This window comes from Winogradskyella sp. PG-2 (assembly GCF_000828715.1).
GTDB lineage: Bacteria > Bacteroidota > Bacteroidia > Flavobacteriales > Flavobacteriaceae > Winogradskyella.
In genome coordinates this window covers 772,600-799,127 of sequence record NZ_AP014583.1, presented here as the reverse complement: position 1 = coordinate 799,127, position 26,528 = coordinate 772,600, and the positions used below count along the sequence as shown (strand labels likewise).

Genomic DNA, 26,528 nt, shown 5'->3' with positions numbered 1-26,528 from the left:
ATAAAATCATGAAAAAAAATTTAATCATTTGTTTAGCATTATTAATTTCAACTGTTGGTTTTAGTCAATCACATACTATTAAGAAAGATATTAATGCTGAAGTGACGTATATTAATGAAGAAATAAAGCTCAAAAATGTAGCTATAGAAGTTACTGTAGATTCAGAAGAGGAAATTAAATCTACTTTTACGACAAAAGGCTTAAAGGAACTTTTAGATGAGACAGAAGATGGCGAAGAGATTTCTTTTAAGATTATTTGTAATGGTGAAAAAATGTCAAATGGATTAAAATCTCATATGTCTTATACGGTAAAAGGTAATACAGATAATAAAGAAGAATTTTTAAAGCGCATTAAAAAAATAAGAAAAGCAGCAATTAAATATTATAAAAATAAAAACTAAATAAAATGGCAATAATTATTAGAACATTGGTGATAGCGTTAACATTAGCATTCACAGGTATTCATGCACAAGATTTCCAAGGCATTGCGACTTACAAAACGCAGCGTCAAATAGACATAAAGATGGATAGCACTCAAGTAAATAATGAGATGCAAGCTCAGATGATGGAGATGATGAAGAAGCAATTTCAAAAAACCTATAAACTTACTTTTAATAAAGCAGCTTCTCTATACAAAGAAGAAGAGAGCCTTGCGAAACCACAAGCTGCAATGGGAGGCGAATTCCAAGTGGTTATGGTAGGTGCTGGAGGTGGATCAGATGTACTTTATAAAAATACAAAGGAGAACCGATATGCAGACCAAAAGGATACAATGGGAAAAATGTTTTTAGTAAAAGATGAGATTGAGCCTATTGAATGGAAGCTAGAAGCAGACTCTAAGTACATAGGAGAATATCAATGTTATAAAGCAACATACACAAAAATGGTAGAAGTTTTTAATGAAAGTGGTTTTAGCATTGATGATGATGATGAAAAAGAAGAAGAGGAAGAAAAAGAGCCAGAAATGGAAGAGCGCACTATAACTGCATGGTATACACCGCAAATCCCTGTGAATAATGGACCAGCTATGTATCAAGGTTTACCAGGTTTGATTTTAGAGATTCATGATGGGAAGCTAACTGTGATTTGTAGTAAAATTGTCTTAAATCCTGAGGACAAGATTGAGATAAAAGAGCCAGAAAAAGGTAAAGAAGTTAATCAAAAAAAGTACGACGACATTACGGAAAAAAAGGCAAAAGAAATGATGGAACGTTACAGACCTAGAAAAGGTAGAGAGGGAGAAAGTATCTCTATTACTATAGGTGGCTAATTTATTGGATTGATTTTTAAGTATGTATTTGTTAATGTTTTGGTAAACAAATTTAATATGTTTAATGTTTTATTAAATTTGTCGAACAAAATTAATTTATACTATCATTATTATGAAATCAATTCTTTTAAAATTTAGTTTAATATCTATTACTTTATTAAGCTCTATAGTTTTTAATAAAAATGAAAATCTAGATTATACGCCTCAAGATTTTCAGGGCAAAGCCTATTATATTTCAAAGTCTAACATGGAGTTGGGAAAATGGGGAGCACGATTAAGCGAAGCACAAAAAAAACAAATTGCAGCGCGATTAAAAAATAGATTAGAAAAAACTTACGTTTTAACCTTTAATAAAGAAGAATCTTATTTTGATGAACAAGATAAATTAGACGCTATGTCAGGAGCAACAGATTCTTGGGGGAAGAACTTTACACAAGGTAATCAGTATAAAAATGTAAAAACTAATAGTCAAGTTCAGAATCAAGAGTTCTATGGAAAAAAATTCTTAGTAAAGGATAGCTTGTTAGGTATCAACTGGGAAATGGGAAAAGAAACAAAGGTAATAGGAAACTATACGTGTTTTAAAGCTACAGCATCAATACCAACGAATGAATTAACTTGGTATGATTTTTCATGGAATCGTTTAAGAAGCTCAAACAGTAATGAAGGAGATTCCAAAGAAGAAGGTGCTGAAGAAGTAGTTGTAGATATGACTGATGTTGAAGCATGGTATGCGCCTCAAATCCCTGTTAGTCACGGACCTTCAGAGTATTGGGGTTTACCTGGTTTAATTTTAGAAGTTAGTGCAGGCAATACAACGATGTTGTGTTCTAAAATAGTGATGAATCCTGAGGAGAAAACTGAGATAGAGGCACCAGAAAAAGGCAAGATTATTACAAAGGCTGCATATCAAAATACAATAGTTGAAAAGATGAAAGAATTTCGTAATAATAGAATGGGAAGACCAAGAGGTTAATTTCTTAACATAAGTTTAACTAATAGTGATTTAACTTTTTATGCTTTGTAGAGTCTTACTCATAATTAACATATTTTCAATATGAGTTTATGTAACGTTTTTTTAAGAAAGTCTTAGAAATATAAAGTTACACTTGTCAGGCAACATTAACTATTTGAGATGAAAACACCTTTTTTAAAATTAACATTATCGCTATTTGCACTTTGTTTTGTATCCATGTCTTTTTCACAAGATTTTCAAGGTAAAGCTTATTACATGTCTAAAACAACCATGAATATGGATGACTTTGGAGGAAGAGAGATGACCCCAGAACGTAAAAAGCAGATGGAGGAGCGTATGAAAAGCTTTTTAGAAAAAGAATACATACTAACGTTTAATAAAGAAGAATCTATCTATAAAGAAGATGAAAAACTTGAAGCACCTGGTGCGGGTGGACGTGGTTTTGGTGGATTTAGTAGTAGTCTTACCGGAGGTCCAAAATATAAAAATGTAAAATCTAAAGAAGTTGTACAAGATCAAGAGTTCTTTGGAAAACAGTTTTTAATTAAAGATGAACTCAAAAATCTCGAATGGAAAATGGGTTCTGAGACCAAGAAAATTGGAAACTATACATGTTTCAAGGCTACAGCGACTAAAACGGTGGATGAATTTGATTGGAGAAGTATGAGAAGAAGGGGCGGAAGAGATGGAAATAGAGACCAAAAGAAGGATTCAACTAAAACTGATGAAGCTAAAACAAATTCAGACGATCCAATGAGTGAAATTGAAGTCCCTAAAACTATTGAAGTTGTAGCATGGTATACTCCACAAATACCAATTAATCAAGGACCAGACAGTTATTGGGGTTTGCCTGGATTAATTTTAGAGATTAATGCAGATCGTACCACAATTTTATGTACAAAAATTGTCATGAATCCTGAAGAAAAAGAGGACATTAATAAACCAAGTAAAGGTGATGAAGTTACTCAAGCAGAATACACAGAAATAATTACTAAGAAAATGAATGAAATGCGTGAAATGTACCGAGGTCGTGGAGGACGAGGTGGAAGAGGTGGCGGACGAAGAAACTAAAGTCCCACAGTATAACATTCGATTAACCAAGGATATGTTTACACATCCTTAATCAACCAAAAGAAATAACTAAAACATGAAAAAATTATTAGTGCTACTATGTTTAGTAGTAGCAGGTAGTTCATTTGCCCAAATTAAAATGCAAGGCATCGTAAAAGATAGTATTGGTACGCCATTAGAACTTGCAAATATAATTGCTATTAATCAAGAGTCTAATACATTAGAGTCTTATGCGATTACTGATGATAAGGGTAAATATATTTTGTCTCTAGGAAAGAATGGTACTTATAAAATACAAGTAAGTTATATAGGCTTAAAAACATTTGAAGAAATAATCACTACAAATGAAGAGGGTATTACCAAGGACTATAAATTAGTCCCAGATAATTCTTTAGATGCTGTAGAATTGACCTATGAAATGCCTGTGACCATAAAAGGAGACACGTTAATTTATAATGCAGATTCTTTTAAAAATGGTTCTGAAAGGAAGTTAGAGGATGTCCTTAAAAAACTACCAGGTGTTGAGATTAATGATGATGGAAATATTGAAGTCGAAGGAAAAGAGGTTAGTAAGTTAATGGTAAATGGAAAAGACTTTTTTGATGGTGATACTAAACTAGCAACTAAAAATATTCCGTCTAATGCTGTAGATAAAGTACAAGTGTTAAGAAATTATGCTGAGGTAGGTCAGTTAAGAGGTGTTCAAAATAATCAAGATAATGTTGCCATAAATATTAAGTTAAAAGAAGGTAAAGAAAACTTCTGGTTTGGTGATATCACAGCAGGTGCAGGTACAGCACCTTCACCAAATGACGAATTATATTTAGTACAACCAAAATTATTTTATTACAGTCCTAAGTATAGTATAAATCTTATTGGAGATATGAATAATATAGGTGAAGTGGCTTTAACAAATAGAGATTTAAGAGGCTTTGGCGGAGGATTTAGATTGCCAAGTAGAACTAGTGGTACGAGTATTAATTTAGGTAATAATGGACTTGGTGGTTTAACCAATGTTCAAAATTCGCAAGAAGTCGTTACAAAATTAGCTACAGCTAATTTTAGTTACTCACCTAATAAGGCTTTGGATTTAAGTGGTTTTCTTATCTATAATAGTAGTCGATTAAGAACTAGAGAAGATAGTTTTATAGATTATATAGAAATCGAAGATGATCCAAGCACACCAGAAGATGAGTCGGCTAGTCTTCCACCAGATGAAGCGACAATTTCAAGAGGTAGAGAAGCATCTAACCAAGCTATAGCTAAATTGAGTGCATCTTATAAACCTAACGTTAATAATCAATTAGATTATGATATTTTAGGACGTTTTTCAGATGATCAAGAAAAGCAGGATTTATTCTCCTCTGTAGTTGGTAACACAGATCAGGTAGATGAAGCAAAACCATATAGTTTTAACCAAAATGTAAATTATTATTATACGCTAAATGAAAATAATATTTTCGCTTTTGAAGCACAACATTTATTAAAAGACGAAGATCCATTCTACAATGCGTTATTAACAAACGATCCTACAAATAATGACTCGCCAGATGAGGATGCTTTTGATAGTACAGCAGAAGGTTTAGGTTTTGATAGAGATCAGTTTGGTTATAATATTAATCAAGAACAGCGAGTTAAGTCTAATCAATTAGATGCAAAATTAGATTACTATAATATCTTAAACGCCAAGAGTAATATTAATTTAACCTTAGGAACTATTTTAAGTAATCAGAAATTTAATTCAAATATATTTCAATTTTTAGATGATGGTACACGATTAGATCCTACTCCAACAACTACTGATTTAGATGGTAATTTATTATCAGCTACTAATGATGATGTAGAGTATCGTTTTAGAGATCTTTATTTAGGTGTGCATTACCGATTTAAAACTGGTAAATTCACCTTTACACCAGGTGTATCCTTCCATGCTTATGGCAACCAAAATACACAAGCAGGTACAACATTTGAAGATAATTTTTTTAATGTATTACCAGACTTTGAAGCTCGTATTCAGTTTAAAAAGAGTGAGAGTCTCCAGTTAAACTATAATATGACAAATACATTTACAGATGTGACTAACATCGCTGAAGGTTTAGTATTAAATAATTTTAATAGTATTCAGTTTGGTAACCCTGAGTTGCAAAATGCCCTTTCTCATAATGTAAGATTGTTTTATAGTAGCTTTAATCTTTTTAATTATACAAATGTATTTGCAGGTGCAAACTATAGTAAGAATATAGATCAGATTAGATCCTTAACAAATTTTGAAAGTGTAATTAGAACAAGCTCATTCTTTAATTCGCAGTTTGCAGATGAGAGCGCTTCGGTATTTGGACGTGTACAGCGTACTTTTGGAAAATTTAGAGCTAGTTTAAGAACAAATTTTAACTACAGTAAGAACAATCAATTTGTCCAAGGAAGACAATCTCTAAATGAGAGTTTTACACAGACTTACACCCCAGAAATAAGAACTAACTTTCGAGAAGCGCCTAATGTAAGATTAAGATATCGATATACTGTAAGAGATAACGATCAAGGTACTAATACTACTAAATTTATTACAAGAGCACCATCTGTAGAGTTTGATGCTTATATATTAGACGCTGTGACTTTTGTAACTGATTTTACATATAATGAGCAAGAAAGTAATGGTGAAAAAGTGGCTTTTAAAACATGGAATGCATCATTGCGTTACAGAAAAGATAGAGATGCCAAATGGGAATATTCGTTAAGAGCCTCTAACTTATTAGATATTGACTCTAATATTAGTAATGGTGCTGGTAATATTTCTGTATTTAGTTCAGAAACATTTATACAACCAAGATTTATTACGTTTAGGTTGACGTATACATTATAGAATGTTATAAATAGTAAATAAAAAAAGCCTTCTCAATTGAGAAGGCTTTATATTTTTAATTTTTAATAACCCGTTTTATAATACTTCCATTATCCGTTTGAAGAGAAATAAAATAATTACCAGCGACAAAAGATTGTAAATCTATTTTTGTTTCTAATGTATTTAAGGATTGTGATAAAAGTATTTGTCCTAATATATTTGTAACTTCTATATGTTTTAATACAGACTTAGATGTTATATTAACAATGCCATTTGTAGGATTAGGATGAAATCTTACTATTGCGTTTTCTAATTCTTCAATACTTAGTCCACTAGCTAATGATGTCACAACCGTATTAGTTATAATAGGTAGGTTGAAATCGAAATAAATTTCGGCAGTATTTTCAAACACAGTATTAATGTTATAACCAGCAGTAGATTTTATTTTAAACGAAACAAAGCCATGGCTATTTGGCTCGTCATTAGTACTATCTGGTAAATTAATATTTCTAAAATCCCATTCTAAATCTTGGTCATCTATTTTTAGTTGGTAGTTATGACTAGCACTTATCATAACAATAGAGCTAGCATCGTGTTCGTCAGTTAAAAAATCTTTAATCTCCACATTCTGTGCACTTGCTGTTCCTGTATTCTGAAACCTTATGGTATAAAAAAGAAAATCGTCCGTTGTAAAGCTTTCATAAGCAATTGTTCCGCCATGACTTTCTAATTTATCATTAGGATCAAAAGAACCAATGACAACAACATCTATTTCAGAAGTATTATCATCTAAATAAATATCATTTATATCTCCTGCGCTAATAGAAGCCGAAAACGTTAAAACATTATCAATATTTACCTCTGGTGGTGCATTGGTATTTAACACAATGTTTATATATCTAGTTTCAAAAGGAGCTAAGTCTGTAAAAGGTATAGTTAATGTATTATCTAATTGTGTTGTACTTGGGTCTGTAGAACTTACAAATGTTGTTAAAGGATCAAAAGTATAAGTGATTGTTCCATTATCTATTTGAGATGTTCCTAAGTTTTTTAATGTAATGAGTTGCTCAGTATCAAATCCTGGATTAGGTGAGTTAACAGGTGTAATATGTATTGAAACATTGGTAAGTGGAGTAATAATATCAATAGGGATATCAAAATTAGTAATCTCTCCTTGAGTTATAAATTGATTCTGAATACTAGGAGTTTCAAGCGAAAAGTAATCTATAAATGTATCATCTAGAATATATTCAAAATCATAGCTATTATTTTCATTTTCATCGAAGATATAATAGCTACCAGAATCATTATTTAATGCAACTTCATTACCACTATTAACAGAATAATTTAAATCTCCATAAGGAAAAAGAGCTTCGTCTTCATCCCTAATATCATTACCATTGGTGTCAACAAATGTATTTAATGTAAAACCTGTACAATCTACAGTATCGAAGAAATTACCTCCATCAACTTCTGTCATTTGTATAAAGCCTTCTGATGTACTGTAATTTGTAACTAACAACATATAGACTTCACCAGGTTGCACGTTAGGGATAAAAACTTGTTCAATATTAGAGGCACTAAAACTACAATCAACTTCGTTTTCGCTAGATAATTCTTCAGGGCTACATGCAACGTCATCAAATGGTCCCCAAACTATATAATCTACATCATTACCATTACCAGTTCCATTCGGTCCTGAAAATTGAGAAATCTGAAAACTAATATTTCCGGTTGTTATAATAGGAATATAAAATCAAGTTGGTCTTGGTTGACTTCCTAGACAGCCGTAGTCAGGTCCTAGTTCCGCAGAACTTGTTCCTGAAGTACTAGAGAATTCAGAACCAAAAGACCCACATAATTATGTAGCATCAGCACAGGTATTCTGAGCGTAAGTGAATGATAAAACAAAAAATAATAAAACGAATGAGAGGGTAGTTTTTTTCATAATGGATTGATTTCTATTAGTAAGATACAGAAAGTGTAAAAAGGTTGCGTTAAATAACTGTGAATTACTTAATTATCGGATAAGGGTAGGTTATAATTATTTTTGGAAAACCTAAATAAACTAGGTTCGATTTCTTTGCGTAAAATCTTTATAATTTCATTAATTGAATCTTTTGGAATCATACTTTTGGAGGTGTTTATATAACCATTTTTTTTAAACTTTACATATGTAAAAAGAACATTTACATTAGCCTTCTTGATTTTAAAATTTCCGTTAGAATCAGTTGTTGTCGTTTTGTTACCAATAGTAATGATGACGTCTTTAATAGGAATTTTATTCTCATCGATAACAATACCTTTAAAATCTCCAGTGACTTTATCTCCTAAGTAATCTGTAAAGAATTTAGGCTTAACTATAGGTTTGTTGTTATTAGTAGGCTCACTTTTATTTTCACATGCAATTGTGAAAATAATACAGATAGCTAAGAGCTTCCATATAGGAATAACTGACTTCATTTTTTGATTGATGATTGATGATAGTTTCTATTTACAAGATACAGCAACTGTAAAAGGGTTGCATTAAAATTCTGGTAAATAAAAAAAGCCTTCGATTTTTTACACTAAGAATCTAAGGCTTTTTTATGAATTTTATTAGGTTTTAATTGTCTCTATATACATGAACTACTCCCGTTATAGTATGAGGATCTCCATTATAATCTTCATAAGCACCAGTAAAGTTAATATCAATATAATCACTAACTTCTCCTATAGAAGTTAAGTTATATGTAATTTCATTGTTCTCGTTAGATACACTTAAACATTCACCTATAAAGAAACCTATGTCGTCAGCACTATTCCAATCGTAATTATCATAAGTACCTTCATAAACAGTTTCATTTAAAACACCATACATATAAAAACAAGTGTCTTGGCTATTATTACCTGCGAAAATATCTATAGTAGGCCCATTGAAGTTTCCTGTTGCATCACCGCTTAAATAAAAATTCGCATTAATATTTTCGAAAATAAGTACGGATTCATCATCATCAATGGTGTATTGAATAAATTCGGTTACTGTATTACAAGCACTAATAGTTCCTATATCAGTTAGCGGAGTTGTAAATGTGTAGCTTATACTATCCGTAGTTTGTAAGTTGACATAATCACTACCTTTAATCTGAAAGGTATTATCTCCTTCACAACGTAGCATATTAATTTCGAATGTACCATCACTTACCATATTAGTAAAGGTCTGATTTTCGTAAGCTAATTGTACATAGCCATCCGTAACCGCGTCACCAGCACAAGTATTTAAATTACCAATTATAGTTTCTGCAATTACATCTGTATTATCATGAACAATTATAGAAATATTTGAATCCATTGTAAAAGGTCCAATAGACTCAGTAAGTAAGGGAGTTTCACCACAAAAATCATAGCTGTAAACATTAAGTTCTAAGGTTTCATTACTTGGTACAAAACCACAAACTTCCCCATTTTCATTTGTATATCCATATGTAGTTCCGAAGGTTCCACTAGTAATACTCACCCATAAATTCCCAAGAGAATTAGTCTCATCATCCGCTGCAGTAATACAAAGTGTAATAGCTTCAGCTGGTATATCGCAATTCCAAAATGAGAAATGAGTTACCGTACCTACATACATGTTTCCTTGCAAAATAGCTTGCCCTTCTTCTTTCCAGTAGCCATTGGCTTCATCAAAATACCAAAGTGGAATACTTGCAGGTGCTATTCCCATTAAACTTGGATCTAGAGGAATTTTAATTTCAGAAGTTGAACCTTCAGGTAAATTTAAGTCTTCACCATTTGTTCCTCTTAATTCAACAGCCAACATGCCTAGGGTTTGTAGCATACGTTCTGCACCTGCTTCATTTTCTGCGTACAACATACCTGGCATTTGCATTGACATATCTTCATCAGCAGGATCTAAATGATGCATTATTACATCGATAGAGCCAGAATATTCTGAGCCATCTTCTTTAATAAAGTTACCATCAAAACTCACAGAACTTCCATTACCTATTGTAACTGTTTCAGGAGAATCACTAGCTATTGTACTCACAACTGTAGCTTCGAGTAGCATAATTGTAACCTTATTTGTTCCGTTTGAAGGTACAACAGATCGAGATCCATGGATATAACCAGCCTTTTGCGCTTTTACAAAACCAAAACGTTCTTTCACATTGGCATTATTAATAACAAAAATACCGTTACTATCCGTTGTCGCAGTTTCGTTTCCAACAGTAATTGTAACTCCTTCAATAGGATTTTTATTTATGTCTATAACATTACCAAGAAAATTTCTAGAAACCGTATTTCCAAAATATTCAGAGAATGTATCTGGGATACTGTTTTGTTGCTCACCTCCACTGGAATTGACATCGTCTTGTTGACAAGATGTAACTATAAGCGTAGAAAATAAAAGCACTAAAATAAGATTGGGGAATTTTTTAATGTTTTTCATAAGTGTTGATTTAATTGAGATTTTATTTGTTAGAGTTGTTACTCAATGATTAAACAGTTTAAATGCTTAATATCCTACCTAATAGCCTTAGGAAATTTAAAAAATAAAAAAACCTCATAAACTTAATTACGAGGTTTTTAAGTATTCAATATTTGGTTTCTTAAAGGTCAAATGCTGCTTTAACTTTGTCTACGTAATCTAATTTTTCCCATGTAAATAATTCAACATCCATAGAAATTGATTCACCAAGTGGTTGGACAAAAGTTTTAGAAACTACTTCATTGTTTCTTCCCATATGTCCATATGCTGCGGTTTCACTATAAATTGGTTGGCGTAGTTTTAAACGACTTTCAATTGCAGAAGGTCTCATATCAAAAATGGCTTCTACTTTTTTAGCGATTTCACCATCTGTTAAATTAAAATCACAAGTACCATAAGTATCTATAAAAATACCCATAGGTTCTACAACTCCAATAGCATAAGATACCTGTACCAAAACTTCATCACATAAACCAGCAGCAACTAGGTTTTTAGCAATATGTCTTGTTGCGTAAGCTGCACTTCGGTCCACTTTACTCGGATCTTTACCAGAAAATGCTCCACCACCATGTGCTCCTTTTCCGCCATAAGTATCTACAATAATTTTACGACCTGTTAAACCTGTATCACCATGAGGTCCTCCGATTACGAATTTCCCTGTTGGGTTAATATGATATTTAATATCACTATTAAATAAAGGTTTAATATGGTCTGGAACTTTAGCAACAACTCTTGGAATTAAGATGTCAACAATATCTTTTCTGATTTTTGTTAACATTACATCATCAGTACCAAAATCATCGTGTTGAGTAGAAACAACAATAGCATCAATACGTTGAGGTGTATTATCATCGCTATATTCTATAGTAACTTGGCTTTTAGAATCTGGTCGTAAATAGGTAATATATTTATTCTCGCGACGTAATTCAGCTAATTCCTTTAAAATTCTGTGCGATAAATCTAAAGCCAATGGCATATAGTTATCAGTTTCGTTTGTGGCATAACCAAACATCATTCCTTGGTCACCTGCTCCTTGTTCTTCTTTAGAAGCACGATCTACACCACGATTAATATCTTCAGATTGTTCATGTATGGCAGATAAAACACCACAGGAATTTCCATCGAACATATATTCGCTTTTTGTATATCCTATTTTATTTATAGTGTCTCTTGCTATTTTCTGAACATCTAAATAAGTGTTAGATTTAACTTCACCAGCAAGAATAACTTGACCAGTGGTAACTAATGTCTCACAAGCTACTTTAGATTCTGGGTCAAAAGCTAAAAAATTGTCAATTAAAGCGTCACTAATTTGATCAGCTACTTTATCTGGATGGCCTTCAGAAACACTTTCTGAAGTAAATAAATATGGCATAAATCCTATTTTTTAGGTTATAATTGTTTTACTAAAATTTAATTGATTGCCTAGTCGCTAGAGAAGTATATAACTTATTGCTTTAGCATTTTTTTAAGAGGTTGCAATCAGATCAAATTCTTCCTCTAAATATTGATTGTACAAAAGTAGATAAATTAAATGGAACGTAAATTTATTTTACTTTTTTTATGATTTAATTTGTTTTTAAAATATTCTGATACAATATTTGTAACCACAAAGTTCAAACACTTACTAAAATGTTATCAAGAAAGGTGGAGGGATTAGACCCTTTGAAACCTTAGCAACCCTTAGATTTACTGAGAAGGTGCTAAATTCTACATAGTTTTTTATTCATTTATTTAAAACTAGATAGATAACTAAACGAATCAAAATCACTCTGATTACGTTTTTGCAATGACATTTTTCTAATGAATAAACCTATAATTGAGGTTGAATTGACTTTATAATAAATACAAGAAAAATGAGTTCTAAACACATAGAAACACAAGCCATCCGAACACAAATTGAACGTTCTCAATTTTTAGAACATTCTAACCCCTTATATCTTACATCAAGTTATGTATTTGAAGATGCTGAAGATATGAGAGCATCGTTTGCCGATGAGAAAGTGCGTAACATTTATAGTCGCTATTCTAATCCCAATACATCAGAGTTTATAGATAAGATCTGTAAGATGGAAGGTGCCGAACAAGGTTATGCCTTTGCATCTGGTATGTCTGCTGTGTTTTCAACTTTTGCAGCTTTACTCAACTCAGGAGATCATATTGTGTTTTCGCGGAGTATTTTTGGTTCTACCCAGACTATGTTTAATAACATTTTACCAAAATGGAATATTTCAACAAGCTCTTTTAAGATAGATGAAATAGACAAAATTGAAAGTTTAATACAGCCCAATACGAAAATATTGTATACGGAAAGCCCAACAAATCCGGCTGTAGATATTTTAGATTTAGAGCTACTGGGTAGTATTGCTAAGAAGCATAACCTTATTTTCCTAGTTGATAATTGTTTCGCGACACCTTATCTCCAACAACCTATAAAGTTTGGTGCTGATCTAGTTATTCATTCAGCTACAAAATTAATAGATGGACAAGGTAGAGTTCTTGGAGGTGTAACCGTTGGAAATTCAGATTTAATTCAAAAGATTTATTTATTTTCTAGAAATACAGGTCCGGCTTTGTCACCCTTTAATGCTTGGGTCTTGTCTAAGAGTTTAGAAACTTTGCCAGCTAGAATAAATATGCATTGTGATAATGCATTAAATGTGGCGGAATTTTTAGAATCAAATGATCATGTGAATTTTGTGAAATACCCATTTTTAAAATCTCACCCTCAATATAAACTGGCTAAAAAGCAAATGAAATTAGGCGGTAATATTGTGGCTTTTGAAATTAAAGGTGGTATTGATGCCGGAAGAAATTTTTTAAATACAATTAAACTATTGTCTTTATCTGCTAATTTAGGTGATACAAGAAGTATCGTAACACATCCAGCATCTACGACACATGCAAAATTATCTGAAGAAGATCGTTTAATTACAGGAATTACTAGTGGACTTATTAGAGTTTCGGTTGGTTTAGAACATATAGATGATATTATTGGGGATTTAAAACAAGCATTAGAAAATTAATATATTTATATACTATAAAACAACAGTTTCTGGCTTTTGATTTCTACTTATATTTTCATACTCGATTTTTGTTATTTTTGTAAAAAAAGAATTTATAGACATATGAAATTATTAAACATTGTTTTTACGTTTTTAGTTTTTATAGTTCTATTTAGTTGTAGTTCTGACGATTCCAATGAAGGAGGGCAACAAGATAGCTTAAGTCTATCTTCAATTACAGAATTTTCTGCAAACCAAGAATCACAAACAGTTTCAGTAACTGCGAATTTATATTGGTATGTCAGTAATACTAATACTTGGATTACGCTTTCACCAACTTATGGAACAAATGATGGAACAATAACTGTTACAGGTTGTAGTATTTCAAAAACCTTAACAATTACACAAGCAGCAGGCGAAGAAAATTCAGGTGAGTTAGACCCAAATAAAACACCATCACAAAATTTTGATTTATCTACATGGAAATTAAAAACACCAGAGAATAATGGAAGTGGTTTTTCTAAAACTATATCTGTTTCTGAAATCAATGCTGGTTATGAAAATAGCAATTATTTTTTTTAGGGGATGATGGAGGAATGGTTTTTAAATGTCCTATAGATGGCTTTACAACGTCTGCAAATACAGTATATACTAGAGTAGAGTTACGTGAAATGTTTAGAGGAACAAATACGAGTATTAGTACACAAGGGGTTAATGGAAATAATGGGGTTTTTGGTTCGGCTCCAGCCTCAGATATAAATGCTGCTGCTGGTTATGACGGTGAAATGAATGCTACTCTTGTAGTTAATCATGTAACAACAACAGGAAGTAATAGTCATGTTGGACGTTTAGTAATTTGACAAATACATGCTAATAGCGACGAGCCAATTCGTATATATTACAGAAAATTACCTAATAATTCATTAGGTTCTATATATTTTGCTCACGAACCAACAGATGGAAATGGTGATGAACAATGGTGCGAAATGATAGGCTCTAGGAGTAATAGTGCTGATAATCCTTCAGATGGAAGAGCGCTCAATGAAAAATTTAGCTATACGATTAAAGTTATTGGTGATATTTTAACTTGTACAATACTAAGAGAAGGAAAAGATGATGTTGTTCAAACGGTTAACATGTTTAATAGTGGTTTCAATGTTGGTGGTCAGTATATGTATTTTAAAGCTGGATTATATCACTTAAATAACACAGGAGATGATTATGCTCAAGTGACGTTTTACGCTTTAGATAAAACACATACAAATTAATATATAATATTTGAAACATTTAATAATAGAGTAATGCTATCAAAAAAAACAAAATACGGTATAAAGGCTTTAGTCTATTTAGCAAAACAGAAAGATAGAAACCCTATACAGATTTCTTCAATATCCAAGTCTGAAAATATTTCACGTAAGTTTTTAGAAAGTATCTTATTAACTTTAAGAAAAAATGGTGTTTTAGGATCAAAAAAAGGTAAAGGAGGCGGTTATTATTTATTGAAAGAACCAAAAGATATTCCTATGACAACTGTAATGCGACTTTTAGAAGGACCAATAGCTATGGTACCTTGTGTGAGCTTGAATTTCTATGAAAAGTGTGACGACTGTCCTGATGAAAATGTTTGCGCAGTGCATAATTTAATGCTTCAAGTACGTGATAATACATTAGATATATTTCGCAATACTACTTTGGCTGATTTATCTAATTAGCATATTCTCAATTTCTTATGTTAATTTTTTCGAAATAAATACTTTCTTATTCTAAAATAATATTTATGTTTGCATATTCCTACTAAGTCGATAGGAATAAAAGATTAAAAAATGACAACATAATTATGGATAGTGTAATTCAGTCAGATTTAAGTGTTGAAAAAGAAGAAAAGGATTCTTTAGCAACTCAAGAGAATATTAAGAGGAGTATAGTGAAAACAATTAGTTGGCGTGTTGTCGGTACCTTGGCTACAGTGACTATTTCGTATATCATTACAGGTACAATGGCTTTGGCTTTCTCTATAGGAGGCATAGAATTAGTTTCTAAAATGGCGCTTTATTTCTTTCACGAACGCGCGTGGAATAATATTAAATGGGGAAAATGATAGATATAGATTTTTGGAACAAAAAGCTTAGAGATAAAAAACCTAATGAAATTGCTGAGTGGGCATTAAGTTTATCTGATAATAGAATTGTAACAACAAGTTTTGGTATTTACTCTTCAGTATTATTGAGTACAATGTCTAAGATAGACAAGGGAATAAGAGTCGTTTGGTGTGATACTTTATATAATCAACCAAGCACATATGAGCATGCTTCAAAATTAATAAAGAAATACAATCTCAATATTCTTAAATACCAATCTTTATATAGTAAAGAAGAAATTGACGCTTCAATTGGATTACCAAGTTTAGAAGATGATAATCATGCCATTTTTTCAGAGGCCGTAAAATTAGAACCTTTTAGACGAGCATTAAAAGAACAGGATCCAGATATATGGTTTACAAATATTAGGGTGAGGCAGACAGAATATAGAGACAAGAAAGATATTTTAAGTTATAGTAAAGATGGTATTCTTAAAGTGAGTCCATTTTACTATTGGAGTGATGCTGAATTAGACAGGTATATAGAGGAAAATCAATTGGAGAAAAATAGCTATTATTTCGATTCTATAAAAGCCTTACTTAATAGAGAGTGTGGTATCCATCTTCAGTAATACTTAAATAATAATCATTAGTAAATAAATTGTTTTTTTATAAAATCTATTAAATCTATAGGAATAATATAATATAATGCAAAGTTTTAGAACAGAATTAGAAAGTCCAATAGTAGAAAAGGATATCCTTGAATTAGCTAATAAAATTGAGCTTTTTCGTAATGGAAAAATAGATGAAGAAAAATTTAGAAGTCTTCGTTTAGCAAGAGGAGTTTATGGTCAACGCCAAGAAGGAGTACAGATGATCAGAATTAAATTGCCTTATGGTAAAGTATTGAGTCATCAATTGCACCGTATTTCTGAGGTTTCAGATGAATATTCAAGAAGCCGTTTGCATATTACAACGCGTCAAGATATTCAAATTCATTATGTGGATTTAAATAGAACTCCAGAATTGTGGGCTGAGTTAGAACGCGATAATGTCACGCTAAGAGAGGCTTGTGGAAATACAGTAAGAAATGTTACTGCAAGTGAAACTGCAGGTATTGATGTCAATGAGCCATTTGATGTTTCTTCTTACGCAGATGCATTATTTAAATTCTTTTTAAGAAACCCTATCTGTCAAGAAATGGGTAGAAAATTTAAAGTATCCTTTTCAGGAACAGACGAAGACACCGGTTTGTCGTATATGCACGATTTAGGTTTTATTGCTAAAATTAAAAATGGAGTAAAAGGTTTTAAAGTAATGTTAGGTGGTGGCTTAGGTTCTCAGCCAAGACATGCAGATTTGTTTTACGAGTTTTTACCATCTGATAAAATAATTCCATTGATGGAAGGTGTATTAAGAGTTTTTGATCGCTATGGCGAAAGAAAAAGTAGAGCTAAAGCCCGACTTAAATTCTTATTAAAAGATATTGGATTAGACGCTTTTAAAGTTTTAGTAGAAGAAGAGCAAAATGCAATTGAATACAAAACTGTAACCATAGATGAAGCAAATTATACAGCTTCAACACCAGTTTTAGTAGAAAATCCAAAAGTAGAAATTCAGAATAAAGAAGCTTACCATTTGTGGAAGTCTACAAACCTTATTGCCCAAAAACAAAAAGGTTACTTCGCTATCGGAATCAAAGTTCTATTAGGCGATTTCTATACGGATAAAGCACGTTTATTGGCAGATTTAGTAGAGAATTACGCAGCAGGTGAAATTAGACTGAGTTTGCGTCAAAATATTTTAATCCCTTTTGTTAAGGAAGATTTACTTCCCTTTTTCTATACAGAATTAGAAAAGTTAGGTTTTGTAGAAGCAGGCTATAACAAAGCCGTAGATATCACAGCATGTCCTGGTACTGATACTTGTAATTTGGGGATAGCGAGCAGTACTGGGATCGCTGAAGAACTAGAACGCGTGATTAAGGCGGAGTATCCTCAATATTTAAGCAATCAAGATCTAGTAATTAAAATTAGTGGATGTATGAATGCTTGTGGACAACACAATATGGCAAATATTGGTTTTCAAGGGATGTCTATTCGTACTAAAGATAAATTAGTTTTGCCAGCATTACAAGTGCTTTTAGGTGGAGGTAACTTAGGAAATGGAAGTGCTTATTTCGCTGATAAAGTGGTTAAAATTCCGAGTCGAAGAGGACCAGAAGCTTTACGTAGAATTTTAAATGATTTTGAATCCAATTCAAAAGGAAAATTATTTGTCGATTACTATAAGGAAAAAGGTGAAAAGTATTTCTATCAGTTACTCACAGATCTATCTAGTATTGACAATCTTACTCAAGAAGATTTTATTGATTGGGGAACAGAAGAGCAATATGTAAAAGCTATAGGAATAGGTGAGTGTGCAGGAGTTGTTATCGATTTAATAGCAACACTTTTTTTAGAAAGTGATGAGAAAATTGCTGAAGCAAAAGAAGCTTTTAATAATAAAGTCTATTCAGGTGCCATTTATGAAGCGTATCGCTCAATGGTAAATTCAGCTAAAGCTATTTTACTTTCAGAAAATATAAAGACCAACACTCAGGCTAGTATCATTAAACAATTCGATGAACTTTTTGTGGAGAACAAAAAAATTGATTTAGGAACGTCATTTTCTGATGTTATCTATCAAATTAAAGTATATCCACCTTCAAAAGATTTTGCCAATAATTATATAAATGTAGCAATGCAATTTTTAAAGCACTTAAGGGCATATAGAGAATTACAAGTTGCTATAAAAAGCTAAAAAAAATATGACACCAAGATTAACAGTAGTAGGAGCAGGTCCAGGTGATGCAGATTTAATCACCTTAAAGGCAATCAAGGCTATAGCATCTGCAGATGTTATTTTATTTGATGCGCTAACAAACGAAGAATTATTGCAGTATGCATCACCAAAAGCAGAAAAAATATTTGTTGGTAAACGTAAAGGTTGCTATGCGTATCAGCAAAGTCAAATCAATGATTTAATTGTAGAACGTGCATTAAGATGCGGACATGTAGTACGACTTAAAGGGGGAGATCCATTTATATTTGGGCGTGGAGCCGAGGAGTTGGAATATGCTAAAGACTATGCTATTGAAGTAGCTGTAGTACCAGGGATTTCGTCATGTGCTGCTGTGCCAGCTTATCAAGGTATTCCTTTAACTAAACGTAATGCTTCAGAAAGCTTTTGGGTTATTACAGGTACAACCAAATCTCATAAAATCTCTAGTGATGTTGCATTAGCAGTGAAATCAACTGCAACTGTTGTGATTTTAATGGGAATGAGTAAGCTATCAGAAATTGTTCAAATTTTTTCTAAAGAAGGAAAGTCTAAAACTGCTGTGGCCATTATTCAAAATGGTACAAGAATAGATCATAATGTTGGAATCGGAATAATTTCGAATATCGAATCTATTGTAGAAGAAAAACAATTATCTAATCCAGCAATTATCATTATTGGAGAGGTTGTAAATCAACGTGTAGACCTCACAGATATTTATGCTAAAGCGGATTTGGCAATGAAGAATTCAAGAAAATACATTGCTTAATAATGGAAAGAAATAATCTATATCCAATCTTCCTAAAAGTAAAAAATCTAAATGTTTTAATTGTTGGTGGGGGTTATGTTGCAGAGGAAAAATTGACATTTTTATTAAAGTCTAGTCCAGATGCTAATGTGACTATGGTGTCACCTATGTATAGAGATGGAACTATTAAAATTGCCAATTCAGGAAACGTAAAACGTATCGAAGATACCTACAAGAATGGTTATTTAAAAGGGCATCATATTGTTATTGCAACAACTGATTTACCAGAAGTGAATATCAAAATATATGAGGATTGTAGAGCACAAAATAAGTTAGCAAATGTAGCGGATAACCCACCATATTGTGACTTTTACATGGGAGGAATCGTAACTAAAGGTAACGTTAAGGTGGCTATTTCTACTAACGGCAAATCACCTACAACAGCAAAGCGATTACGGCAATTTTTTGAAGATGTAATACCAGAAAACATAGATGATTTGGTAAAGAATCTCAATATATATAGAAAAACAATTAAAGGAGACTTTGAACAGAAAGTCGAAAAATTAAACGAATTCACTAAAGGATTAGTGGAAAAAATATAGAAAAATGATTAAAACAGATATACTCATTATAGGAGCAGGACCAACAGGATTATTTACCGTGTTTGAGGCAGGATTACTGAAATTAAAGTGCCATTTAATAGATGCACTGCCTCAACCTGGTGGTCAATGTTCCGAATTATATCCTAAAAAACCGATTTATGATATTCCAGGTTTTCCAGAAATATTGGCTGGTGATTTAACGTCTAATTTATTAGAGCAAGGGAAACAATTTCAACCAGGTTTTACCTTAGGAGAACGTGCTGAGACTATAGAAAAGCAAGAAGATGGAAGCTTTATTGTTACGACCAATAAAGGGACTCAGCACCATGCACCAATTATCGCTATTGCTGGTGGTTTAGGAAGTTTTGAACCTAGAAAACCTAAATTACAAGGCATTGAAAACTACGAAGACAAAGGTGTCGCTTATTTTATTAAGGATCCAGAAGTATATCGCAATAAGAAAGTAGTGATTGCTGGTGGTGGAGATTCAGCATTAGATTGGAGTATTTTTCTTGCCGATGTTGCTTCAGAAGTCACTTTGGTGCATAGACGAAACGAATTTAGAGGCGCTTTAGATTCTGTTGAGCAGGTTCAAGAATTAAAATTGCTCAACAAAATAAATCTAATTACTCAAGCAGAGATTACAGCTTTGCATGGCGAAACTCAAATTGAAGGAGTTTCGGTTACTAAAAATGGTGCAACACAAGTTTTAGATGCAGATGCTTTTATTCCACTTTTTGGCTTATCACCAAAATTAGGCCCAATTGGTGATTGGGGACTTGAGATTGAAAAGAACGCTATAAAAGTTGATACTATAGATTACCAGACTAATATTCTAGGTATTTATGCCATTGGTGATGTGAATACCTACGAAGGCAAACTGAAACTGATTCTTTGTGGTTTTCATGAAGCAACTTTAATGTGTCAATCAGCATACAAACGATTAAATCCGGGTAAGAAATTTGTTCTAAAATATACCACAGTAAGTGGAATTAATGGGTTTGATGGTACAAGAAAAGAATCACCAAAAGCCGTTGTAAAAGCTATAGTATAATGCAAGATGTCACCATACATATCACAGATAGAGAAGGAAAAAAACACAGCGTTTCGGCACCAACCGATATGGCAATGAATTTAATGGAAGTTGCACGTTCTTATGAGTTAGCACCAGAGGGTACAATTGGAATCTGTGGAGGTATGGCGATGTGCGCATCTTGTCAATGTTATATCAACTCTAAGCATCAATTGAGTAGTATGGAAGATGAAGAAGATGCTATTTTAGCCGAAGCTTTTAATGTGAAAAATAATAGTAGATTAAGTTGTCAAATTCCTATTTCAGACACTTTAAATGAGTTAGAAATAGAACTAGCTCCAGAGGTTTAATTTTCAAACAAAAGGATAACTATTTATTCGATTTTAATTAACAATAGAGTTTTTTTTAAGTAAGATATTTGTATTGAAATTTAAGCTCCAAAAAATGAAACGAATAAAAAAGAATCAATCAGTATTTAGATTTATAATACAAATATTAGTGTTAACAGCTATTTCCTTGATCGCTACTTTTTTTGTGAAATAGAATCGGCACTAGAAGTTTAATTTTACGTTTATTGTTTTACATTTGTCAGTAACCATTTGTAAATGAAATACTGGCTTACGAGTTTAATTACCTTAATTGGATTATTGTCTTTTTGTCAAGAAGAAGAATCATCTAATTCTTATTTTGACCTGAATTATTTCTCAGGTAATATAGCACTTCATAACAATGATATTCTGCATTTGATAACAGGTCATCCTGAAGGTTTTATTTTTAGTTGGAATAAGAAAACATTTGGTAATGAAGCTTGGGAACAACGTTTTAATTACCCAGATTATGGGGCATCCTTTATTTATCAAGATTTTAAAAATGAGAAACTAGGACATAATTTTGGCCTCTACGCACATTACAATCTTTATTTTTTTAAACGAAATGTGATGCTTAGAATTGCCCAAGGATTAGCTTACACCACAAATCCATATGACAAGATTAAAAATCCAAAAAATATAGCTTTTGGAACACATCTTTTAAGTTCTACATATCTAATGTTGAATTACAAAAAGGAGCGTATTTTTGATTATTTAGGATTACAAGCAGGCTTGTCTTTTATTCATTATTCTAATGCGAATGTAAAAGCGCCAAATACAAGCATTAATACAATGGCTTTAAATGTAGGGTTAACTTATAATCTTGGAGATGAAAACCTTGAATATATTGATAAACCAAGTGATGAGAAATATACTGAACCTATAAAGTATAATATAGCATTTAGATCGGGTTTAAACCAAAGTGATATAATTGGAAGTGGACAATTTCCATTTTACATTTTATCGGCATATGCCGATAAACGACTGAGTCATACTAGTGCAATTCAGTTTGGTGCAGATGTGTTTTTTTCAAACTTTTTAAAAGAATTAATTTACTATCGATCGGTTTCATTTCCGGAAGAAAATGTAAGTGGTGATGAAGATTATAAGCGCGTTGGACTTTTTCTAGGCCATGAATTGTTTATTCATAAAACGTCTATTGAAACTCAATTGGGTTATTATGTCTATTATCCTTTTGATTTTGAAGGACAAACTTATATAAGAATAGGCCTAAAACGGTATTTTGGAAACAAGTTTTTTGGTGCTATAACCTTAAAATCACATGGTGCAAAAGCAGAAGCTGTTGAATTTGGAATTGGTGTGAGATTATGAAATATTTCAACGAAAATATACTGGCATAATAAAATGATTACATGAAAAAGGTATTTTATATATTGGTTTTACTTCTCTTTACTTGTAACAGTAAAGATGCTAATGATTGTTTTCAAACTTCAGGCAGTGTAATTCAAAAAGAGATTACTGTATCAAATTTTGAAAGCATATTGGTTAATAGAGATATTGAACTTATTATAAAAGACGCTTCAGAATATAAGGTAACTGTAGAGACAGGAGAAAATTTAATTAATGATGTCAAGGTTGAGATCATTGGTAATCAATTAGTATTAAATGATAATAATAGCTGCAACTATGTTAGAGAATTTGGCATCACAAAGATTTATGTTGAAGCTCCAAATCTTACAGAAATAAGAACATCGACACAATACGATATTTCTTCAGATGGTATTTTAGATTATGAAGCACTGAGTCTTTTTTCAGAGGATGTAATAGATGAAAGTGAGTTTACTGTTGGGGATTTTCGTTTATCTGTGAACTCTCTAAGTTTAAATATTGCATCTAATAATCTGTCATTCTTTTATATTGATGGTAACGTTGAAAATCTAGTAGTTGGCTTTTTTGCTGGTTCGAGTAGATTTGAAGGTAGTAATTTAGTAGCTCAAAATATAAATGTATTTCATAGAAGCAGTAATGATATGGTCGTAAACCCTATTCAATCACTCACAGGTGAACTTAAAGGTACAGGGAACCTAATTTCTGTAAATGAGCCTATTCTTGTAGATATAGAAAGATATTATACTGGGCAATTATTTTTTAACTAGTCATTTCCCTAAATAGGCTCTCTAAACTTGCATTTTTCTGATTGAGTTGAAGAATTTTTAAGTCCTTATCGTGTGCAAAATCAAAAACATGAGATCGCATATCTTCTTTGGTTGAAAATGTAATTTCGTAAATAAAACCATGGGTGTTTTTTACAGAAGATACTTTAGGTAATTTTAATAAAAAAGCATCCTCGACTCTGTAATCAAACTCAACAATAACAATTTGCTCTTGTCCTTCACGTAAATCTTTTAAATACTTATCAGCTACAACTTCTCCTCTATTGATAATAATTACGCGGTCACACATGGCTTCAACTTCTTGCATTATATGTGTGGAGAGGAAAACTGTTTTTTCTTTACCTATAGTTTTAATTAGGTTTCTAATATCTACCAATTGGTTAGGGTCTAATCCTGTAGTGGGTTCGTCTAAAATTAAAACATCAGGATTATGTAATAAGGCATTTGCCAGGCCAACACGCTGCCTATAACCTTTAGAAAGCTGACCAATTTTCTTATGAGCTTCGGGTGACAAACCAGTTAATTCAATGACCTCTTCAATTCTAGATTTAGAAGTACCGTAAACATTGGCATTAAAATTTAGATACTCTTTAACATATAAGTCTGTATAAAGTGGGTTATGCTCTGGCAAATAGCCAACAGAACTTTGTACACTTTTCTTATCCGTATTAACATCAAACCCATTGACATTAGCAGAACCTTCAGAAGCTTCAATGTATGTGGTCAAAATTTTCATCATTGTAGATTTTCCTGCACCATTAGGACCAAGAAAACCAACAATTTCAGCATTATTCACTTTAAAAGAAACATTATTTAGTGCCTTTTGCTCTTTGTATAGTTTTGTTATGTTTTGAACTTCAATCGACATGTTAGAAAAAGTTTATTCAAAAATAAGTATTATATAATATTGTATAAGGTTTATTGCTAATTCTTTAAAACTTTTATAATAAGTTTAAAAAAGCAATCCTCACATTCTGATTTATAAAAATATTAGTTACATTAGCCACTTATATACAACAATGAATATATCTAAAACATATTATAACTGGTTTTATTTCTTTTTTAGCTAAAAGAACGAGACCGAGTATGTTTTAATTAAAATATAAATTATTAAGTCTCGATTTTAAATCGGGACTTTTTTATTATGACAAAACCAATAGCAATACAAGGAATTAAAGGGTCGTTTCATCACGAAGTTGCACAGGTGTACTTTAGCGATAAAGCAGAAATAGTTGAGTGTATGTCTTTTGATGGTACTGTAAATCATTTACTAAATGGAGATACAGACCATATCGTAATGGCACTTGAGAATTCAATAGCGGGTTCTATTATTCCTAACTATGCGCTTATTGATACACATAACTTAAGTATTGTAGGAGAGCATTACTTAGATATTCAGCATAATTTGCTAGCCTTAAATGGGCAGTCGATAACTGAAATTAAGGAGGTGCATTCACACCCAATGGCTTTATTACAATGTAAAGTGTTTTTTAAGAAATATTCACATATAAAATTGGTTGAAGCACAGGATACTGCAGATGTAGCAAAGCAAATTTCTGACCAAAACCTAAAAGGTATTGCAGCCATAGCAAGTAAAAATGCAGCTAAAATATATGAACTTGATGTGCTGGAAGAAAGTATTCAGACGATTAAACATAATGAAACACGATTTGTTATTGTTAAACGTGAAATTCAAATAACTGAACGAAAAGAACTTAATAAGGCCTCTCTAAAATTTGAATTAGATCATAAACGTGGTAGTTTAGCTACAATACTCAATGTAATGAGTGATTGTAAACTAAACCTAACTAAAATTCAATCATTGCCAAAAATTGAGACTCCATGGAAGTATGCTTTTTTTGTAGATGTTACTTTTGAAGATTATAAAGACTACGAAAAAGCCAGTTCAATTATGCAATTAATGGCAGAGAATTTTAAAGTGTTGGGAGAATATAAAAATGCGAGATTATGATTGAAGTTGCTAACCGTTTAAAGCATGTAGAAGAATACTACTTTTCTAAAAAGTTGAGAGAAGTTGCGTTTTTAAAATCGCAAGGAAAACCAATTATAAACTTAGGAATAGGAAGTCCTGACTTAGAACCACCTTTTAAGGCAACGATGTTGTTAAGAGATAGTTTAGATGATGAAGGTGCAAACAAATATCAGGGTTATCAAGGATTACCAGAACTGCGAGAAGAAATTGCAAATTTTTATAATAAGCGTTATAGAGTTAACTTAAGCGCTAAGACTGAAGTATTACCATTATTAGGTAGTAAGGAAGGTATAATGCACATTTCTATGGCTTTTTTAAACCCTGGAGATGAAGCCTTAGTACCAAATCCAGGTTATCCAACTTATGGTGCGGTTACAAAATTATTAGAAGCAAATCCTATCTATTACGATTTAAATGAAGATAATAATTGGCTGCCAGATTTTATCGCTTTAGAACGTTTAGACCTTAGCAAAGTGAAAATTATGTGGATAAATTATCCGCATATGCCAACAGGTGCAAATGCCACAAATAAGTTTTATGATGAGGTTATTGCTTTCGCTAAACGCCATAATATTCTTATTGTAAACGATAATCCATACAGTTTTGTGTTGAATGAAAGGCCAATAAGCATTATGCGTTACAATAATGCAAAAGATGTTTGTTTAGAGTTAAATTCTCTAAGCAAAACCTTTAATATGGCTGGTTGGAGAGTAGGCATGTTGGTTGGAAGTTACGACCATATTAATGCTGTTTTAAGAGTTAAGAGTAATATGGATTCGGGTATGTTTTATGGCATTCAAAAAGGATCTATTGAAGCTTTGAAATGTTCTGACATGTGGTTTGCAAGTTTAAATAGTGTTTATCAACTAAGGAGAGAATTGATTTGGAAACTCGCAGAAAGTCTCAATTGTACTTACGATAAAGATGCAACAGGTTTATTTGTTTGGGCAAAATTGCCGTCAAATTTAAAATCTGAAGCGTTTACAGATATAGTTTTAAAAGAGCATTCCATATTTATAACGCCAGGAACAGTTTTTGGGACTAATGGAGAAGGATATGTGCGTTTTTCATTATGTGCATCAGAAGAAGTAATTAAAGAAGCAATAGCAAGGGTATAAGA

At 31.9% G+C, this 26,528-nt stretch carries 24 protein-coding genes, 1 pseudogene and 1 riboswitch; of the genes and pseudogenes, 20 read left to right on the top strand and 5 right to left on the bottom strand.

Going from position 1 to position 26,528, the window contains the following annotated elements:
• Positions 1 to 8: 8 nt before the first annotated feature.
• From WPG_RS03670 to WPG_RS03650, 5 genes are all read left to right on the top strand, one after another.
• Positions 9 to 401 (top strand): hypothetical protein, encoded by a 393-nt coding sequence (locus tag WPG_RS03670; protein ID WP_045469493.1) that lies wholly within the window; start codon positions 9 to 11, stop codon positions 399 to 401.
• Between the two features lie 5 nt (positions 402 to 406).
• Positions 407 to 1,270, top strand: a complete 864-nt coding sequence (locus tag WPG_RS03665; protein WP_045469490.1) for a GLPGLI family protein — start codon at positions 407 to 409, stop codon at positions 1,268 to 1,270.
• A 112-nt stretch (positions 1,271 to 1,382) separates the two neighbouring features.
• A complete protein-coding gene (locus WPG_RS03660) occupies positions 1,383 to 2,246 on the top strand; it encodes a GLPGLI family protein (RefSeq protein WP_045469486.1) in 864 nt (287 codons plus the stop codon).
• A gap of 159 nt (positions 2,247 to 2,405) precedes the next feature.
• Positions 2,406 to 3,317, top strand: coding sequence for a GLPGLI family protein (locus WPG_RS03655; RefSeq protein WP_045469483.1), 912 nt, complete (start codon positions 2,406 to 2,408; stop codon positions 3,315 to 3,317).
• Between the two features lie 76 nt (positions 3,318 to 3,393).
• The gene (locus WPG_RS03650; RefSeq protein WP_045469480.1) at positions 3,394 to 6,177 is read left to right on the top strand and encodes a TonB-dependent receptor; all 2,784 of its coding nucleotides are present in this window, start codon (positions 3,394 to 3,396) and stop codon (positions 6,175 to 6,177) included.
• 55 nt (positions 6,178 to 6,232) lie between these two features.
• Here the strand turns inward: WPG_RS03650 and WPG_RS03645 are convergent, their stop codons facing one another.
• The 4 genes from WPG_RS03645 to metK all read right to left on the bottom strand — a co-directional run bounded on the left by WPG_RS03645 (position 6,233) and on the right by metK (position 12,002).
• The gene (locus tag WPG_RS03645) at positions 6,233 to 7,702 is read right to left on the bottom strand and encodes a T9SS type A sorting domain-containing protein (RefSeq protein ID WP_045469478.1); all 1,470 of its coding nucleotides are present in this window, start codon (positions 7,700 to 7,702) and stop codon (positions 6,233 to 6,235) included.
• 470 nt (positions 7,703 to 8,172) lie between these two features.
• The gene (locus WPG_RS03640; RefSeq protein WP_045469477.1) at positions 8,173 to 8,619 is read right to left on the bottom strand and encodes a carboxypeptidase-like regulatory domain-containing protein; all 447 of its coding nucleotides are present in this window, start codon (positions 8,617 to 8,619) and stop codon (positions 8,173 to 8,175) included.
• Positions 8,620 to 8,761: 142 nt separating this feature from the next.
• Positions 8,762 to 10,588, bottom strand: coding sequence for a hypothetical protein (locus tag WPG_RS03635; RefSeq protein ID WP_045469475.1), 1,827 nt, complete (start codon positions 10,586 to 10,588; stop codon positions 8,762 to 8,764).
• 160 nt (positions 10,589 to 10,748) lie between these two features.
• The gene (gene metK / locus WPG_RS03630) at positions 10,749 to 12,002 is read right to left on the bottom strand and encodes a methionine adenosyltransferase (protein WP_045469473.1); all 1,254 of its coding nucleotides are present in this window, start codon (positions 12,000 to 12,002) and stop codon (positions 10,749 to 10,751) included.
• A gap of 257 nt (positions 12,003 to 12,259) precedes the next feature.
• Positions 12,260 to 12,382, top strand: a riboswitch (SAM riboswitch).
• A 101-nt stretch (positions 12,383 to 12,483) separates the two neighbouring features.
• On the opposite strand from metK, the gene WPG_RS03625 reads away from it, so the two are divergent.
• The 13 genes and pseudogenes from WPG_RS03625 to WPG_RS03570 all read left to right on the top strand — a co-directional run bounded on the left by WPG_RS03625 (position 12,484) and on the right by WPG_RS03570 (position 23,397).
• The gene (locus tag WPG_RS03625) at positions 12,484 to 13,653 is read left to right on the top strand and encodes a trans-sulfuration enzyme family protein (protein WP_045469471.1); all 1,170 of its coding nucleotides are present in this window, start codon (positions 12,484 to 12,486) and stop codon (positions 13,651 to 13,653) included.
• Between the two features lie 102 nt (positions 13,654 to 13,755).
• Complete coding sequence (locus WPG_RS18340; RefSeq protein WP_052471136.1) at positions 13,756 to 14,214, top strand: BACON domain-containing protein; 459 nt, start codon at positions 13,756 to 13,758, stop codon at positions 14,212 to 14,214.
• Positions 14,215 to 14,228: 14 nt separating this feature from the next.
• A pseudogene (locus WPG_RS18515) lies at positions 14,229 to 14,900 on the top strand (polysaccharide lyase family 7 protein).
• A gap of 33 nt (positions 14,901 to 14,933) precedes the next feature.
• On the top strand, positions 14,934 to 15,344 hold the full coding sequence (locus tag WPG_RS03615) for an RrF2 family transcriptional regulator (RefSeq protein ID WP_045469470.1): 411 nt from the start codon (positions 14,934 to 14,936) through the stop codon (positions 15,342 to 15,344).
• Positions 15,345 to 15,469: 125 nt separating this feature from the next.
• The gene (locus tag WPG_RS03610) at positions 15,470 to 15,730 is read left to right on the top strand and encodes a DUF2061 domain-containing protein (protein WP_045469467.1); all 261 of its coding nucleotides are present in this window, start codon (positions 15,470 to 15,472) and stop codon (positions 15,728 to 15,730) included.
• Complete coding sequence (locus WPG_RS03605; protein WP_052471328.1) at positions 15,727 to 16,341, top strand: phosphoadenosine phosphosulfate reductase family protein; 615 nt, start codon at positions 15,727 to 15,729, stop codon at positions 16,339 to 16,341. The genes WPG_RS03610 and WPG_RS03605 overlap by 4 nt, the downstream gene beginning before the upstream one ends.
• A 76-nt stretch (positions 16,342 to 16,417) precedes the next feature.
• Positions 16,418 to 18,511 (top strand): HEPN domain-containing protein, encoded by a 2,094-nt coding sequence (locus WPG_RS03600; protein WP_045469461.1) that lies wholly within the window; start codon positions 16,418 to 16,420, stop codon positions 18,509 to 18,511.
• A gap of 7 nt (positions 18,512 to 18,518) precedes the next feature.
• The gene (cobA, locus tag WPG_RS03595; RefSeq protein WP_045469456.1) at positions 18,519 to 19,298 is read left to right on the top strand and encodes a uroporphyrinogen-III C-methyltransferase; all 780 of its coding nucleotides are present in this window, start codon (positions 18,519 to 18,521) and stop codon (positions 19,296 to 19,298) included.
• 2 nt (positions 19,299 to 19,300) lie between these two features.
• Positions 19,301 to 19,879, top strand: coding sequence for a bifunctional precorrin-2 dehydrogenase/sirohydrochlorin ferrochelatase (locus WPG_RS03590; RefSeq protein ID WP_045469454.1), 579 nt, complete (start codon positions 19,301 to 19,303; stop codon positions 19,877 to 19,879).
• Between the two features lie 4 nt (positions 19,880 to 19,883).
• A complete protein-coding gene (locus WPG_RS03585) occupies positions 19,884 to 20,933 on the top strand; it encodes an NAD(P)/FAD-dependent oxidoreductase (RefSeq protein ID WP_045469452.1) in 1,050 nt (349 codons plus the stop codon).
• The gene (locus tag WPG_RS03580; RefSeq protein ID WP_045469451.1) at positions 20,933 to 21,262 is read left to right on the top strand and encodes a 2Fe-2S iron-sulfur cluster-binding protein; all 330 of its coding nucleotides are present in this window, start codon (positions 20,933 to 20,935) and stop codon (positions 21,260 to 21,262) included. The genes WPG_RS03585 and WPG_RS03580 overlap by 1 nt, the downstream gene beginning before the upstream one ends.
• A 255-nt stretch (positions 21,263 to 21,517) precedes the next feature.
• Positions 21,518 to 22,612, top strand: a complete 1,095-nt coding sequence (locus WPG_RS03575; protein WP_045469449.1) for an acyloxyacyl hydrolase — start codon at positions 21,518 to 21,520, stop codon at positions 22,610 to 22,612.
• Positions 22,613 to 22,653: 41 nt separating this feature from the next.
• Entirely contained in the window at positions 22,654 to 23,397 is a 744-nt protein-coding gene (locus WPG_RS03570; RefSeq protein WP_045469448.1) for a head GIN domain-containing protein, read from the top strand.
• Here WPG_RS03570 and gldA read toward each other — a convergent pair.
• A complete protein-coding gene (gldA, locus tag WPG_RS03565) occupies positions 23,390 to 24,283 on the bottom strand; it encodes a gliding motility-associated ABC transporter ATP-binding subunit GldA (RefSeq protein WP_045469445.1) in 894 nt (297 codons plus the stop codon). The genes WPG_RS03570 and gldA overlap by 8 nt on opposite strands.
• 276 nt (positions 24,284 to 24,559) lie before the next feature.
• Here gldA and WPG_RS03560 point away from each other — a divergent pair, with 276 nt between their 5' ends.
• Entirely contained in the window at positions 24,560 to 25,387 is an 828-nt protein-coding gene (locus tag WPG_RS03560; protein WP_045469441.1) for a prephenate dehydratase, read from the top strand.
• The gene (locus tag WPG_RS03555; protein WP_045469438.1) at positions 25,384 to 26,526 is read left to right on the top strand and encodes a pyridoxal phosphate-dependent aminotransferase; all 1,143 of its coding nucleotides are present in this window, start codon (positions 25,384 to 25,386) and stop codon (positions 26,524 to 26,526) included. Before WPG_RS03560 ends, WPG_RS03555 begins: the two co-directional genes overlap by 4 nt.
• Positions 26,527 to 26,528 lie beyond the last annotated feature (2 nt).

Coding starts and splice junctions, on each gene's coding strand:
- WPG_RS03660 (WP_045469486.1), top strand. CDS start 1,383: ATGAAATCAATTCTTTTAAAATTTAGTTTAATATCTATTACTTTATTA.
- gldA (WP_045469445.1), bottom strand. CDS start 24,283: ATGTCGATTGAAGTTCAAAACATAACAAAACTATACAAAGAGCAAAAG.
- WPG_RS03575 (WP_045469449.1), top strand. CDS start 21,518: ATGAAATACTGGCTTACGAGTTTAATTACCTTAATTGGATTATTGTCT.
- WPG_RS03625 (WP_045469471.1), top strand. CDS start 12,484: ATGAGTTCTAAACACATAGAAACACAAGCCATCCGAACACAAATTGAA.
- WPG_RS03605 (WP_052471328.1), top strand. CDS start 15,727: ATGATAGATATAGATTTTTGGAACAAAAAGCTTAGAGATAAAAAACCT.
- WPG_RS03640 (WP_045469477.1), bottom strand. CDS start 8,619: ATGAAGTCAGTTATTCCTATATGGAAGCTCTTAGCTATCTGTATTATT.
- metK (WP_045469473.1), bottom strand. CDS start 12,002: ATGCCATATTTATTTACTTCAGAAAGTGTTTCTGAAGGCCATCCAGAT.
- WPG_RS03555 (WP_045469438.1), top strand. CDS start 25,384: ATGATTGAAGTTGCTAACCGTTTAAAGCATGTAGAAGAATACTACTTT.
- WPG_RS03580 (WP_045469451.1), top strand. CDS start 20,933: ATGCAAGATGTCACCATACATATCACAGATAGAGAAGGAAAAAAACAC.
- WPG_RS03610 (WP_045469467.1), top strand. CDS start 15,470: ATGGATAGTGTAATTCAGTCAGATTTAAGTGTTGAAAAAGAAGAAAAG.
- WPG_RS03650 (WP_045469480.1), top strand. CDS start 3,394: ATGAAAAAATTATTAGTGCTACTATGTTTAGTAGTAGCAGGTAGTTCA.
- cobA (WP_045469456.1), top strand. CDS start 18,519: ATGACACCAAGATTAACAGTAGTAGGAGCAGGTCCAGGTGATGCAGAT.
- WPG_RS03655 (WP_045469483.1), top strand. CDS start 2,406: ATGAAAACACCTTTTTTAAAATTAACATTATCGCTATTTGCACTTTGT.
- WPG_RS03635 (WP_045469475.1), bottom strand. CDS start 10,588: ATGAAAAACATTAAAAAATTCCCCAATCTTATTTTAGTGCTTTTATTT.
- WPG_RS03600 (WP_045469461.1), top strand. CDS start 16,418: ATGCAAAGTTTTAGAACAGAATTAGAAAGTCCAATAGTAGAAAAGGAT.
- WPG_RS03560 (WP_045469441.1), top strand. CDS start 24,560: ATGACAAAACCAATAGCAATACAAGGAATTAAAGGGTCGTTTCATCAC.
- WPG_RS03585 (WP_045469452.1), top strand. CDS start 19,884: ATGATTAAAACAGATATACTCATTATAGGAGCAGGACCAACAGGATTA.
- WPG_RS03670 (WP_045469493.1), top strand. CDS start 9: ATGAAAAAAAATTTAATCATTTGTTTAGCATTATTAATTTCAACTGTT.
- WPG_RS03590 (WP_045469454.1), top strand. CDS start 19,301: ATGGAAAGAAATAATCTATATCCAATCTTCCTAAAAGTAAAAAATCTA.
- WPG_RS03665 (WP_045469490.1), top strand. CDS start 407: ATGGCAATAATTATTAGAACATTGGTGATAGCGTTAACATTAGCATTC.
- WPG_RS03570 (WP_045469448.1), top strand. CDS start 22,654: ATGAAAAAGGTATTTTATATATTGGTTTTACTTCTCTTTACTTGTAAC.
- WPG_RS18340 (WP_052471136.1), top strand. CDS start 13,756: ATGAAATTATTAAACATTGTTTTTACGTTTTTAGTTTTTATAGTTCTA.
- WPG_RS03615 (WP_045469470.1), top strand. CDS start 14,934: ATGCTATCAAAAAAAACAAAATACGGTATAAAGGCTTTAGTCTATTTA.